The sequence below is a fragment of the Moorena sp. SIO3H5 genome, from assembly GCF_010692395.1.
Classification (GTDB): Bacteria; Cyanobacteriota; Cyanobacteriia; order Cyanobacteriales; family Coleofasciculaceae; genus Moorena.
Map to the genome: position 1 here is coordinate 1 of NZ_JAAHHS010000190.1, position 14,157 is coordinate 14,157.

The 14,157-nt window shown below is 42.3% G+C and carries 11 protein-coding genes; 8 read left to right on the top strand and 3 right to left on the bottom strand.

Translation table 11 applies throughout. The features are described 5' to 3' along the window. Positions 1 to 433: 433 nt before the first annotated feature. Entirely contained in the window at positions 434 to 787 is a 354-nt protein-coding gene (locus tag F6K52_RS19960; RefSeq protein WP_364418681.1) for a histidine triad nucleotide-binding protein, read from the bottom strand. A gap of 421 nt (positions 788 to 1,208) precedes the next feature. Then, positions 1,209 to 1,556: a hypothetical protein gene (locus F6K52_RS19965; protein WP_293081447.1), complete on the bottom strand. Its 348-nt coding sequence runs from the start codon at positions 1,554 to 1,556 to the stop codon at positions 1,209 to 1,211. Positions 1,557 to 1,877: 321 nt separating this feature from the next. Here F6K52_RS19965 and F6K52_RS19970 point away from each other — a divergent pair, with 321 nt between their 5' ends. Both F6K52_RS19970 and F6K52_RS19975 read left to right on the top strand, forming a co-directional pair. After that, positions 1,878 to 3,053 (top strand): phosphotransferase, encoded by a 1,176-nt coding sequence (locus F6K52_RS19970; protein WP_293081450.1) that lies wholly within the window; start codon positions 1,878 to 1,880, stop codon positions 3,051 to 3,053. Positions 3,054 to 3,132: 79 nt separating this feature from the next. Beyond that, positions 3,133 to 4,203 carry a T3SS effector HopA1 family protein gene (locus tag F6K52_RS19975; protein WP_293081453.1) on the top strand — a complete coding sequence of 357 codons (1,071 nt, stop codon included), beginning with the start codon at positions 3,133 to 3,135 and terminating at the stop codon, positions 4,201 to 4,203. A gap of 26 nt (positions 4,204 to 4,229) precedes the next feature. Here F6K52_RS19975 and F6K52_RS19980 read toward each other — a convergent pair whose 3' ends face one another. Further along, entirely contained in the window at positions 4,230 to 4,484 is a 255-nt protein-coding gene (locus tag F6K52_RS19980) for a hypothetical protein (RefSeq protein WP_293081456.1), read from the bottom strand. Positions 4,485 to 5,591: 1,107 nt separating this feature from the next. Between F6K52_RS19980 and F6K52_RS19985 the strand changes: the two genes are divergently transcribed. The 6 genes from F6K52_RS19985 to F6K52_RS20010 form a co-directional block, all read left to right on the top strand. Beyond that, entirely contained in the window at positions 5,592 to 6,587 is a 996-nt protein-coding gene (locus F6K52_RS19985; RefSeq protein WP_293081475.1) for a sugar transferase, read from the top strand. Between the two features lie 453 nt (positions 6,588 to 7,040). After that, positions 7,041 to 8,186, top strand: a complete 1,146-nt coding sequence (locus tag F6K52_RS19990; protein ID WP_293081459.1) for a glycosyltransferase — start codon at positions 7,041 to 7,043, stop codon at positions 8,184 to 8,186. A gap of 573 nt (positions 8,187 to 8,759) precedes the next feature. Further along, on the top strand, positions 8,760 to 11,024 hold the full coding sequence (locus F6K52_RS19995; RefSeq protein ID WP_293081461.1) for a polysaccharide biosynthesis tyrosine autokinase: 2,265 nt from the start codon (positions 8,760 to 8,762) through the stop codon (positions 11,022 to 11,024). Between the two features lie 209 nt (positions 11,025 to 11,233). Further along, the gene (gene hepC / locus F6K52_RS20000) at positions 11,234 to 12,034 is read left to right on the top strand and encodes a heterocyst development glycosyltransferase HepC (RefSeq protein ID WP_293081464.1); all 801 of its coding nucleotides are present in this window, start codon (positions 11,234 to 11,236) and stop codon (positions 12,032 to 12,034) included. Between the two features lie 126 nt (positions 12,035 to 12,160). Further along, complete coding sequence (gmd, locus tag F6K52_RS20005) at positions 12,161 to 13,234, top strand: GDP-mannose 4,6-dehydratase (protein ID WP_293081467.1); 1,074 nt, start codon at positions 12,161 to 12,163, stop codon at positions 13,232 to 13,234. Positions 13,235 to 13,796: 562 nt separating this feature from the next. After that, on the top strand, positions 13,797 to 14,157 hold a 361-nt coding region (locus F6K52_RS20010; protein ID WP_293081470.1), incomplete at its 3' end, for a GDP-mannose 4,6-dehydratase.

Consider the following 14,157-nt stretch of genomic DNA (forward strand, 5'->3'; position numbering starts at 1 on the left):
AGTCATGTTCTTATGATTGCGGGTATGAATATGAACTTTTCAAGGTTCGTCCGGCTTGTTTGCGCCTTCATTTATATATTAAGCAATATCTAAAGTTTTGTAAAGGGGTTTGAGAGTAATTACCCCTAATATTATTAAATAATGTAAATAAGTAAATCTTATATTAAATAAGTATTGACAAAATTATAATAATGTGATTTGAGAAAACAAAAATAGCGATCGCGTTCGCGAAGCTTGGCCGAAGGCCTCCGCTGCGCGAACGGCTTTGCCGAAAGCTTGACCAAAGGTCAATCGCATAAAACTAAAGGCGCTCCACGGAACGCCTCTATATATATAGTCTTAGATATAGAGATTGAGCCTAGTTATTGCGGTAAGTCCTAACTGAGACACCCACTCAACACTCAGCACTCAACACTCAGCACTAAAAAAAACCTTAACCAGGAGGCCACTTCATTGGGCGTTGACCCAAGATGTGCAAATGCAGGTGATCAACTGTTTGACCACCATCAGCACCATTATTAATCACCAGTCGATAGCCATTGGTCAAACCGACTTGGTCAGCAACTCGCTTAGCCGTTAACAACAGGTGCCCCATCAGAGCTTGATCTTCCGACTGAGCTGCTGCCAGTTGAGGAATGGGTTTCTTGGGAATTACCAGAATATGAACTGGTGCCTGAGGGCTAATATCCTTGAAGGCAAGGGCTAAATCGTCTTCATAAACAATATCCGCTGGAATTTCTCGGCGGATAATCTTGCTAAAGATGGTTTCGCTCATAGCAGCTGCCATTACTATGTTTACTAGATCAGATGCAATTGTGACATAAAATGTCAGCTAGCTATAGCATTGTTCTTTGAGTTGTGAGCATAGTCGCGCTTGGGAAAGGCAAGAGGCATGCTAGCAAGAGGCAAGAGGCATGCTAGCAAGAAAGCCGATCAAGACAATGGAAAGAACTTTCATCCTTGTGCGACCATAATGCCAGGGTTATGGTTCACAAAATATTTAGAATCTCTATATCTATAATGTTGCTATAAATAATCTTTTATAAGTATTGTGATTTTAAACTGTATATATCTTAAATAAAATAAAATAAAAAAAATATTCCAGAAAAATTTTGCCTTTTGCCTTTTTAAAACATATTTTAAATGCGTTTTAGCTTAATACTTACCATTAGCCCCTACACTTAGAGCGAGAGGCTAATGCCCTCAATCTAATGTTCCATTCGTATGGGTGGAGTCATTACAATCGGTCCTGTTCTAGGAAAAGGTATGGGCCCGGTTTTAGGAAAAGGTATAGGCCCGGTTTTAGGAAAAGGTGTTGGCCGTGGATTTTCAAAAACAGGAGGTGTTGGTTGGGGTATTGGGCGTGGACATTTGGGAAAAGGTTCTGGGTGTTCGGGCATGGGAACTGCCGTAGGTGCTGCACACAGAATGAATGGTGTTTGGGGAGTTGGACCACATCCACCCTGAACCATAGTATCTTGCTGATCTAGATCATTGAGAAAGGTTTCCTCATCGGATAACAACTCAAAACCGATGGGTAATTCAGAAATTTCCATTATTAGTTTTCCTCCATAGGAGTGTGACAGATGACTTTCTTCAAGATTTCTGTAAGTCTACAAATTCTGTTGTAGATAAAAATATCAGTTTAGTCTCGCCAAAATGGCTAGTTTTTAGTTTAAAAATAGAGTATCAATAGATAAAGAGCAATGGGATAACTCCTGCAAATCTAACAGCCTGATTATTAATTGTTAACTGTTGAGTGTTGATTGTTCTACGGTTAGGCACAAAAGTTGCCCCTACTATCGGTTAACTTCTCAAGGGTAAACAACAAACATTTTCTCTTTAAGTCGTGCATCTACTGATCATCTACTAATATTGTGCAACCACTATCATCTGAAACGATTTCCTCATATCTATTGGATATCGGGCTGTGTACTCCGTCAGACCTAGAATCTATCCAGGTGAAATCGGCTGCCCCTGCTAAGAATTTCAATTTACTGGTGAGCTTTTCAGATCATCGTCAGCTACTGGTTAAGCAGGAAAGACCCCATAATGGCGGTCTTATAAATCATGAATTTTTCAATGAGTGGCAATTTCATCGCTGGCTGCAGCAGTTCCCCGACCAACACTGTCTAGCTTCATCAGTTTCCCAGATCCTTCATTTTGATCCCGATCATTGCATCCTGGTCTACAACTATCTAAATAACTATCTCGACCTGTTTAGTTTCTACTATCAAAACCAAGTTTTTCCTGAAGCGATCGCAACTGATATCGGAACAGTTGTAGGCAACCTCCATCGTGTTACCTTCAATCAACCAGAATGTCGTAATTTTCTAGACCAAGTACCAAAGGGGACATCTGCCTATCGGTTTGGCAATCCAGCTAAAGGAATCGGACGGCTTAGCCCAGAGATGTTTGGCTCAATCCCTAACAATGCCTTAAAGTTCTTTGTTCTCTATCAACGTTACCCCAGTCTGGGAAATGCGATCGCAGATTTGGAAACTGACTGGCATCCGAGTTGCCTAACCCACAATGACTTAAAATTGAACAACATTTTGGTTCATAGAGACTGGGAGCAATTCTCAACATCTTCACCACCGGATCAGAGCATGGTGCGACTGATTGATTGGGAACGTTGTGCCTGGGGAGATCCAGCCTTCGACCTTGGAACCATAATCGCCAGCTACCTGGGTATCTGGTTAAGTAGCTTAGTAGTAGACCCCACGATTAAATTAGAAGAATCCTTGGGTCTAGCAGTGACTCCTTTACAAGTGCTTCAACCCTCCATCGCTGCTCTAACCCAAGCCTATCTTACTGCTTTTCCCGGGATTGAGTCAGCTCGTCCCAACTGGCTTAAACGAGTAGTTCAGTTTACCGGTTTGGCACTGATTTACCAAATTCAGGCAATGATTTACTATCAGAAATCCTTTGATAATACTGGAATCTGTATCCTCCAGGTTGCCAAAAGTCTACTCTGCCGACCAAAACAATCTGTGCCAACAGTTTTTGGGATCTCAGAATCAGAACTGATATCAAATCCGGTAATCCCCTAGAAAAGGGTTTTGAGCATACCTGTGAATTGTGAATTGAGAACTGCTATATATACCTCATCTAATTTTAATTTAAATTACGATGCTATTCGACAACCCTTTTCCCAATCAACAGCAAGCAGCTCTGGAAGACATTGTTAACAACATTGAAATCCAGTCCAATTTTTGTATCAACCATCCCAACTATCAACCCTTCGCCATACCTGATCAAACAGTAGCCCGCTTTCAGGAACTTCCTCAAGACATACAGCATAAGTATCTCAGTCTACTGCTGAGAAATTTCCTTTACGGCATCTATTACAATGGCTATCTGCGCACTCCCCTGGCACTCAACACAAGTCGCGCCGATATAGCACCCCATCAAAACTTAGAGAACAATACCCTGCTGGGAATAGACCTAGAATTTTACCAACGACTCCACGCCAAAAATCAAGGCACAGGCTACTTTGCTCCCAATTGGCAGGTAATCTCAGAAGAAAGCGATGGTTCAATAGCCGTCACCAAAGGTAGTTTGACTATGCATATTGAACGGGACATTCATCTCAAATCTGAAGAAAAATCTGCTACTATTGGCAGTATCGTTGCCATCCGGATGCCCAAGAATTTAATGCAAAATGGCTTTTATGTAGCAGTGGGTAATGTTGGTCAAGAGCGACAGGGCAATGGTGATATCGATTCTAAAACAGCACGGATCTACTTTAATCTGACACCAGATGGAGCCCTTGCTGTCATGGATAGCATGACAAAATATTTGAATGCAGCAGCAATTCCTTTCACATTTAAAGTTCTATACAATCCATCGGAATACAAACGCCATGACTGCGGAGTACTCTACTTTGAGCGCTGTGATTCTGAAGTTGTCTTTGGGGTGATGCAAACCATATATCTAGCAAACCGCTGCCATTTTCGCCCAGAAGTGCCTTTATTCACCAAGTTTTTGGCACCGGGATTGAGTTTTGCCGAAGAACCAACCAAAAAATTTACCTCTCAAGAAAGTTTTGGCATGAACCGCTGCCAAATTGTAGCCAATGGTTTAATGCAGGCTTGGCAAAACGGTAATAACACTCCAGAGGAGCGCCTCAATGCCATCCGTCAACAATTTTCTCAGTTAGGAATTGAATGGGAACGTCCTTACCTCAATCATGACGCTTAGCTGCCCACAGCAAATTAGGCGTTGCGTCAGTCTTTGAATGAATAGGAGTAGAGTGGGCTCCTGCCCGCCCGAAAATATATTGAAACTGGCAAGATGCCAGTTCCACGCAAGATGCCAGTGTCTTGATGCAGTCGCTCATGGGGGAAACCACGGCAGTCGCTCATGGGGGGAACCCCCAAGACCGCGCTGCCTCCCCAAGACCGCGCTGCATCGCTTCTACGCAAGATGCCAGTGTCTTGATGCAGTCGCTCATGGGGGTTTCCCCCAAGACCGCGCTGCATCGCTTCTACGCAAGATGCCCATTCTACGGCAAGATGCCTATTCCACCTCACTCTTAAAATCATTCCATTATTAAGCAACGCCGCAAATTATGGGGAAGGGAGGAAAGAGGGGTCAGACTCGTAGTTAATTCTCCGACAGTAGCAAAAACAGGACTTAGGCAAAACTCCGCAACAAAAGCGCTTATTTAAACTAATAAGCATTTAAATTTCCCCTCGATCCACTTGTAAAAAAGCTGGTTTCTCATCTCCCCATCTCCCAATCTCTCCATCTCCTCATCTCCCCATCTCCCCAAAGCGTGCCTCTTCACAATTTAAATACATTTAAATACAATTTAAATGTGTGAAATTAGTAGGGTCTGGAGCGAGACCCTACAGGTATAGTCCCTGTATTATTCGTAATAAACTATAGCGCTATACCAACCAAGTCCACCTAGATGGACTTGGTTGGTATAGCCGAAAGCTTTAGCCTTAGGCCATTAGACTGAGTGATACTCGCTGCCACCATCCAAGTCATCAGTCTCAAGACGGATCTAGCAATTGAGTTCAAGTATATTTAGTGTCTTCAAGAAAAATTCATCAAAAATTTTTAGCTCTGTCAGGATTTTATGAAAAACTCGTGAAAGTTGTATTAGTCATTCATCCGGGATTATAAAGAACAGTTATTGACCAACGTCACTGCTGACAAATGAGTAATACTAAATCGTTACTTATATGGTAACAAGAGAAAAATATAAATGGTGATTGTTTATCCATTTTTTATTTTTCCTGTAGGTTAATTAACCCTGTGAAGTCTACGTATTACTCCGTCAATAATTAAGTTAGAGGTATTTTTTTTACTAAAAGTAATGTTTAAGCAAGCTCTTAGGGTTTACTAATTAATAGTTTTATAAAAAAAAGTACCTTAAATTAACCCTTGCACCAAACTTAAAATAGTAATAAAAATTATACCGTTGCTTCAATCAAGGGCAGAGAGCCGTAGGTTTAGGTACCGTTAAAAGCTAGGTTTTTCATAGGATTGCGCAACTTTCTACACAATTCCTACATAGTTTAAATCTACTCTCTAAAAAGTGACGAGTTAATCGAAATTATAATTCCTATTTCATCATGATGCAGTCAAGGTTAAAAACTTCTAGCCAGGCAGGGTTAATCAATGAAGCTGCTGTAGTGCAGTTACCGATCCGCCTGAGCAGACTCGAAGCAATAAAATTTAAAGAAACCTGTGATCAGCTTATCCAAACACCTTATTGTCCTAAGCTTATCATTGCCGACTTGAGTCAGACAGACTTTATCGATAGTAGCGGAATTGGTGCCTTAGTAAGGAATCACAAAATCACTCAGGAAAACGGAATTTCACTAATACTAAGGGGTATAAATCCTCCAGTTATGGCTGTCTTGATCATGACTGGGCTAGACAGAAAATTAATTCTAGACCCTTCATATCATCCGACAACAATAGCTGTCAATTGGTCAAAGGCTCAGTTACCCACAACTCACCCATCTACACGCTCTTGGGCTAAGCGATGCTTAGATATACTGGGGGGAATAGTAGGTTTAACAATTACGGCCATATTATTTATTCCCATTGCGATCGCCATTAAACTCGATAGTCCTGGCCCAATCTTCTTTAGTCAAATTCGCTGTGGTTGGATGGGTAAGGGATTTCGGATCTGGAAATTCCGCTCGATGTATACTGATGCGGAAGCCCATAAAGATAGCGTTCAAAATCAATCTAAGGATGGCAAGATATTCAAAAACGAAAATGACCCTAGAATCACCAGGGTGGGTCAGTTTTTGAGGAAAACTAGTTTGGATGAACTACCCCAGTTTTGGAATGTCATTAAAGGTGAAATGAGTTTAGTAGGTACTAGACCACCAGTACCTAAAGAAGTGGACATCTATGAGGTTCCAGAGTGGCAACGGTTGAATGTTAAACCTGGAATGACTGGAGAGTGGCAGGTGCATGGGCGATCGCAAGTTCGGGATTTTGCGGATATCATTAAACTGGATTTACGCTACCAACGAAACTGGAGCTTAATGTATGACCTGAAGATCATTGTAAAAACAATTTTTATATTGTTTTCGAAGAATAACGGAGCTGTTTAGCATAAAATTAAATCGTAAGCTATCAGCATTCATCTGTCAGTAGTCAGCTTAAAATAAATCTCTTTTGAGAGAATTTAATAGTTCGATATTAATTATAATTGAACCTCTGGGTATTTGCTCATTGCCCATTGCACATAGGCGCACGGTACGCGAACAGCTTTGTGGAACAGGCTTATAGCCTGTGACTTAATTCAGCATTATTCCAATGCTTACCTCTTGTATTAAAAAGCACCGATCTAGTAGCGTGGCTATTTGGATAGCATGGCCATAAGCCAAGGCCAAAGGCTGATAGCTGATAGCACTTCAAGTAGCGTGCGCTTCTCCCATTAGCTGATAGCTGATAACTGATAGCTGATAGCTAAAAAAAATCTCGGTAAAATTCCGGATATAAATTAAATATAATGGTAAATGGATTAGAGTATTCTCTAGGAATAGGTTTTCCAGTAAACAAGCATGAAAGTTGCCCTAGTTCATGATTATCTAACGCAAAAAGGTGGAGCAGAACGGGTATTTGAACTGCTTTGTAAGCGCTTCCCTAGTGCTGATGTATTCACATCCTTGTATGATGCCCAGAACACCATTGACCTAGGTGAGCGCCTAGTGCATACCACCGGACTTCAGAACATTCCAGGGTCAACAAAATACTTCAGACTCTTGGCTCCGTTTTACTATCCAGCTTTTCGAGCCTTGGATTTAGAAAATTACGATTTGATTATCAGTAGTTGTTCAAGCTTCGCAAAGGCGGTCAAGAAAAAATTAGGAGCCAAGCATGTTTGCTTTTGCCACAATGTCACCCGTTTTTTGTGGGATACGCAAACTTACCTCAAGGAGTATGGAGAATATAGAGCGTTTTCTCCTGTAATTGATAAAGTCTTCCAGTTGATCAGAAAAGTAGACCTGGACTATGCCCAGGAGCCGGATCTTTACATTGCTAACTCGACCACTGTCGCTCGGCGTATCCAGAATATTTATGGTAAGCCAGCCATGACGGTCAACTATCCAATTAATAGCCATAAATTTGTGTTTTCCGACCAAAAGGAAGACTTTTACCTAGTATCATCTCGTTTACTGGGTTACAAGCGTATCGATCTGATTATCGAGGCGTTTAATTGGCTAGGGTGGCCGTTATTAATATCTGGTGATGGTCCAGAGCGAGAGCGTCTAGAATCTAAAGCCTTGGACAATATTCGATTCTTGGGATACGTCAGCGATAAACAGCGTTGTCATTTGATGGCAAAAGCTCGTGGGGTGATCGTCGCGGCTTTAGAAGATTACGGTTTAGTGCCAATCGAAGCCAACGCCAGTGGTACCCCAGTAATTGCCTACGGTGCAGGTGGTGTTTTGGATACTCAAATACCAGGGACGACAGGAGTGTTTTTTAAACGGCAAACACCAGAAGCACTCCAAGCTGCACTACTTGAGGCTAGGGAAATTCCCTGGAATTATGGCCAAATCCGAGACCATGCCCTGAGTCATTTCACTGAAGACGTTTTCTTTAATACAGTTGGGCAAATTATTGATAAAACGGTCAGCGGGCAGCCTGTTAATTTGAGCTATTCCTTTCCCCATTCAACCAAGGTTCCCACTTTAGCTAGGTGACAGGATAGTGGCTGGGCTGATTTTAGATTTTAGATTTTGGATTTTGGATTTTTTCGTTGATTTCCTGGGATTGATACTGGTCGATACTCCCAAATTATTAGATCAAATCTGGTGGACTAATCAATATAGTCCTGCTCGGGTGACTGCTGATGGGTAATAGATAATATCATGTCCGGTTGACTACTTCTTTTTATACCCTTTCTATAAAAGGGATGCAACCTATGATTTTCGGTTCATTGGTAATGGCTAATGGGTAATGGGTAATCAGGCTCCAAGTTCTAATTTCCCATTCCCAAAAGGTCGGTAAAATTTGTTGCAGGTATCCTGGATAATTTTACTGACCAAATATTGGTCATATTTCAAGGGCAATTTTTCAAGGGTTAATGGTTAATTTAAGATTAACTTTTATAAAAAAAATAATTACAAAACCCTAGGGAATCTTAACAACGTGATTAACCGAACTTTATCTAAGACGATTACTAATCATCCCGGGACTAGTTTAGACTTGATTCACTCGACTTCATGTCAATTAAAAATCCAATCCAAACTTGTCAATCATTAATCTAAAATCCCATGAAGGAACTTGATTTAAACGCAGCAGCTGAAACAGATGCAGGGTATGGCCAACTGTTGGCAGTTTTGTGGCGCAGACGCTTGTGGATTCTAAGTATACTGTTAACAAGCTTGCCGATTGCCTTCTATGTCACTATAAAGAAAGAGCCGACTTATATCAGCTCTCTACAGCTGTTGGTGGAGCCTAATTATATAGATAAAACACGAGGAATAGAGAGTCAGTTTACTGAGTCCACTGTTGATATCGATTATGCTACTCAGTTACAGCTGATGCGTAGTTCTGAATTGATTCAACGAGCAGTGGATTTGCTTCGTGATGACTACCCAGATATCACAATCCGTGATATTAGAGGCTCCTTAAGATTAGCTCAAGTACTGCAGGGTAAAACTGAAACTAAGGTATTTCAAGCGGTCTACACCAGCAATGACCGGATTAAAACTCAAAAAGTACTGCAAGCTATTCAAAAGGTTTATCAAGATTACAACCTAGAGCAGCAGGAAATGCGCTTGAACAAAGGTCTTGCTTTTATAAATGAGCAGTTACCAACTGCTCGTAAAAATCTTGAGCAAGCTGAGCAACGGCTAGAGCAGTTTCGCAAGAGCAAAAACCTGATTGATCCCTCACAACAAGCCCTAGCTGTCAGTCAAACTCTGAATGGGATTGAACAGGAGCGCCGAGCTATCCGCGCTCAGTACATGGAAACTCAAACTCGCTACGAGGCTGTTCAGCAAAAACTGGCTCGTTCACCGCAAAATGCCTTGACCTCGTCCCGTTTGAGTCAATCTGGGCGCTATCAAAATTTGCTCAATGAAATCCAAAGAATAGAACTGGCTTTGGTGGAGCAAAGTCGGATTTATACCGAAGCTCATCCTAGTATTCAAAAATTAATTGAACAGCGTCAGAGTGTGTTTGCGCTCTTGCAGGAAGAAACCAGACGGGTTTTAGGGCAAGTTCCGACTCAACTGGTTAGCACTGGAAGTAACCTCCTGACAGAAGGACAGCTCGGTGGTGTTGATATCAATCTGGTCAATGAACTGATCACCTCCCAAATTAATCTAGTCAGTCTACAGACTCGTGACCAAGCCCTGATCAAAACAGAGCAGGAAATCCGTATCCAACTCAGGGAATTCCCAGCCCTAATTGCTCAGTACAATCGTCTACAACCCCAAGTAGCAATTCAACAAAATACTCTGCAGCAGCTACTACAAGCACGGCAGGAGTTAAGCATCGAATTGGCTCGGGGAGGATTTAACTGGCAAGTTGTAGAAGCACCTTTACCGGGCTTCAAGACCGGTCCTAATATGACCCAAGACCTATTATTAGGTGCAGTGGTTGGGTTATTTCTGGGTGGTGTGGCTGCCTTTGTGCGGGAAGCCATGGACGATGGAATTCATAGCTCTGATGATTTGAAAAATCAAGTGGCTCTACCCTTGCTAGGTATGATTCCAGAGTTGCCGGAGGGTAAAATCAGTAAACCTGTTCTGAATCTTAGCTTGAGCCAGTCGGAGAAAACACTTCCGATGATGGAACTGTTGGGATGGCGACCATTTCAGGAAGCACTGGACATGATTTATGTGAATATCCAGTTGCTCAATTCTGGTTCTGATTGGAAATCCCTGATGGTTACGTCAGCGCTGTCTGGTGAGGGTAAGTCAACTCTGGCGTTGGGTTTAGCCTTGAGTGCTGCTCGTTTACATCGACGAGTACTGCTAATTGATGTAGATATGCGCCGTCCGAGGTTGCACCAACAACTTGGTCTGTCCAATCAGGAAGGACTTTCTACTTTATTGGAAGATGATATTGCTACACCCAACCCAGTTAGTATCTCACCTTTGGGCTCAACCATTGATGTTTTGACTGCTGGACCAACCCCAATTGACCCAGTTAAGCTCTTAGGTTCTAAACGGATGAAGAACTTAATGGCAGAGTTTCAGCAAACCTATGATCTGGTGTTGCTGGATACTCCCCCAGTGTTAGGTATGGTGGATGCACTCCAAGCAGCATCGTTGTGCCAAGGTGTGGTGATGGTGGGACGCCTAGAGCGAGTTACTCAATCTCAACTCATCCAGGCTACTGCTATACTCAGGAATTTAAACCTGATTGGAATCATTGCTAACGGAGTGAAGAGTTCTAATCAGAGCTATGCTTACTATGGTTCGCGAAAGAGCCATGCTGCTATTGAACCAAACCAGCCTGTATCTGATGATCTTCCAGTATCTCCACAACTAGAGCGTCAGTTCAGCAATCATGTCAAGTCTCGTTGATTTTTTTAGTTAATTGTTAAGTAAGAATTCAGCCGTCAGCCTTCAGCCTTCAGCCGACGTAACTCAGATTTTACTTATTTTATTCAAAAGCTGATAGCTGATAGCTGATAGCTGATAGCTGATAGCTGAAAACTGATAGCTGATAGCTACGTATTAAAGACAGGATCTAACCTTTTACTTTTGATTTCGGTGAAATGGAGTAACTATTTATGACAACTTCCAGAATCATACTAACAACCTCCAAAATCTCAATCCTAGATATCGATGATGACCCAGAGTCAGCAGTCAGCTCTTTGCCTCCTTGTAAGCTCAAGTGGCGACAGAAACAGTTGTGGGTACTTCCTATCCAGAAGAATGAACAGCATTATCTACCTCCATTGCAAAGTCAGTCTTGGTTAAGTAATTGCTTGCAACGCTCGTCGGTAGGGCTGGTTTGTATTGACCCCAATCTGGGTGAAACAGGGTTAAGAGTTTGGACCAATGCCTGTGAGCAAGCGAAGAAGAAAGCTGTTATAAGAGTACCGTTCAACTCAGAATTGTCTAGTAGGGAAAAACTATTGCGATCTCGACTGAAACGGATGATGGATTCGAGTTTAGCTGCTCTATTGCTACTGATTCTGAGTCCAGTGCTCCTGGGATTGATGTTGCTGATAGCGATTGTAACACCCGGACCAGTCTTTTCTCGGCAATGGCGGGCTGGAGAACGGGGTAAGCTGTTCCAAGTGATTAAATTTCGTACTGAAGGTATACACAAAGGCAAAGTCACGTCTAAGATGACACATTTTGGAAAGTGGCTGCGTCAATATTGTCTGGATGGACTACCGCAGTTAGTGAATGTACTAAGGGGTGAGATGAGTTTAGTCGGACCACGTCCTTGGAAACTGGATGAGGTGATTCGGATGACCCAGGAGGAGCGGCGACAGCTGAGGTTGTTGCCAGGAATGATCAGGCTTCACCAGGAAGATATGCGATCGCATCTGTTGGGTTCTCAAAGTACTCAAGTGCTGTGATCCAAATTATTAATTGGTTAATTTTTGAATTATCAATTTTAATTAACAATTAACCATTTTGATTTGCCTTTGTGTTCATCCCGTACATTAGCAAACTAATTACTCTAATCAGAGTCGTGAGGAATCGTGACAGACATTAAACGAGCATTAATCACTGGCATTACCGGTCAAGATGGGTCTTATCTAGCGGAACTGCTGCTGGCAAAAGGATACGAAGTCCATGGCATTATCCGACGCACGTCTACCTTCAACACAGATCGCATCGACCACATCTACCAAGACCCCCACAATCCACAGACACGGTTATTTCTCCATTACGGAGACCTGACTGATGGCTTGACACTACAACGCATTCTAGAAGACGTAAAGCCGATAGAGGTGTACAACCTCGGAGCTCAGTCCCATGTGCGGGTCAGCTTTGATTCACCAGAATACACCGTCGATGCCACAGGTATAGGAACCTTGCGTTTGTTGGAAGCGGTACGGCACTATCAACAGCGGATTGGCTCTGAGGTACGGTTTTACCAGGCTGGCTCTTCTGAAATGTTTGGGCTAGTGCAGGCTGTTCCTCAGTCTGAAACTACACCGTTTTATCCCCGTAGTCCTTATGCCTGTGCAAAAGTCTACGCCCACTGGCAAACTATCAACTATCGCGAATCCTATGAGCTATTCGCCTGTAATGGTATTTTGTTTAACCACGAAAGTCCCCGGCGCGGCGAAACCTTTGTCACTCGCAAAATTACCCGTGCTTTGGCACGCATTGTAGCTGGTAAGCAGAATAAGCTTTACCTGGGCAATCTCGATGCCAGACGGGACTGGGGTTATGCCAAAGATTATGTCCGCGCTATGTGGCTAATGCTACAACAAGACGAGCCCGATGACTATGTTGTTGCTACCGGTCAAACTCACTCAATTCGGGAGTTTCTCGATATTGCCTTTGGCTTAGTGAATTTGGATTGGCAGCAGTACGTTGAAATCGATCCACGGTACTTTCGACCTGCTGAAGTAGACCTGTTGTTAGGTGATGCGACCAAAGCTAATACCATACTACGTTGGCAACCTTCAGTAACCTTTAAACAACTGGTTGAAATCATGGTTAATGCTGACCTTCAGGCACTAGGTATCATGCCTGTAACCTCTTGTATTAAATCCGCTGATACTGCCTTTATTCGTCAGGTTGTTACCGCTGGTAATGGCTAGTAATGATATGGTCTAATCCCATTTTTAGTAATGGATTAGAGAGATAGTTAGTCGCTGTTTCGGTAATAGGTAACGGGTAATAGGTAACGGGTAATAGGTAATTGGTAATTGAGGAAAAGACTATTGCTGCTGCAAACACCACGAGGAGAGCGCCATTACCCTTATCCATTACCTATTAACACACTTGTATAAGACGTTGTTGATAGATTAACGTTGAAAAAATCAGCGATTATCCTACGGATACCCTACGCGATTATCCTATGGATACGCTACGCGAACGCACTGTCTTATAACCACGACTTCCCCACTAATATCATACCCGGTTTATCGTGATAAATCAAAGACTGGAATCAGTGTAATTATCGTCAATAAACGGGTTGGCGGCGTAATTCCTAAGAAGATACTGATCTCAGCTATGAAATTAAGTTTTACCGATATCAAATAGCTTCAAAACTGCTAAATATAGTGAGTTAGTGATTGGTAATTGCTAACTAGCTCACGGTTACCCAATCAGTCTTCAGTACTGACGCACATAGTACTCATAACTAACGCACTGGGAAAAATGAAAAAAGCACTAATTACAGGGATTTCTGGACAAGATGGATCTTACCTTGCAGAGCTTTTGCTAAGCAAAGGTTATGAAGTTCATGGAATTGTCAGGAGACCAGCAGTTGAAGACCCAGCAGGTAAGTTGTCTAATCTAAAGACTATCAAAGACGAGATTATTTTACATGTTGCGTCTTTAGAGAATCACTTGTCACTCTATAAGGTCATTGCCAAGATTAAACCTGACGAGTGTTATCACTTAGCTGCATCCAGTTTTGTCAGTTATTCCTTTGATGATGAATCGTCTATCTTAACCAGTAATTTTAATGGAACCCACCATTTACTGCATCAAATAAAAAAATTGTTCCGGAGTGTCG

Coding starts and splice junctions, on each gene's coding strand:
- F6K52_RS19960 (WP_364418681.1), bottom strand. CDS start 787: ATGGCAGCTGCTATGAGCGAAACCATCTTTAGCAAGATTATCCGCCGA.
- F6K52_RS19995 (WP_293081461.1), top strand. CDS start 8,760: ATGAAGGAACTTGATTTAAACGCAGCAGCTGAAACAGATGCAGGGTAT.
- F6K52_RS19965 (WP_293081447.1), bottom strand. CDS start 1,556: ATGGAAATTTCTGAATTACCCATCGGTTTTGAGTTGTTATCCGATGAG.
- F6K52_RS19980 (WP_293081456.1), bottom strand. CDS start 4,484: ATGCAGCGCGGTCTTGGGGGAAACCCCCATGAGCGACTGCATCAAGAC.
- hepC (WP_293081464.1), top strand. CDS start 11,234: ATGACAACTTCCAGAATCATACTAACAACCTCCAAAATCTCAATCCTA.
- F6K52_RS19975 (WP_293081453.1), top strand. CDS start 3,133: ATGCTATTCGACAACCCTTTTCCCAATCAACAGCAAGCAGCTCTGGAA.
- F6K52_RS19990 (WP_293081459.1), top strand. CDS start 7,041: ATGAAAGTTGCCCTAGTTCATGATTATCTAACGCAAAAAGGTGGAGCA.
- F6K52_RS19985 (WP_293081475.1), top strand. CDS start 5,592: ATGCAGTCAAGGTTAAAAACTTCTAGCCAGGCAGGGTTAATCAATGAA.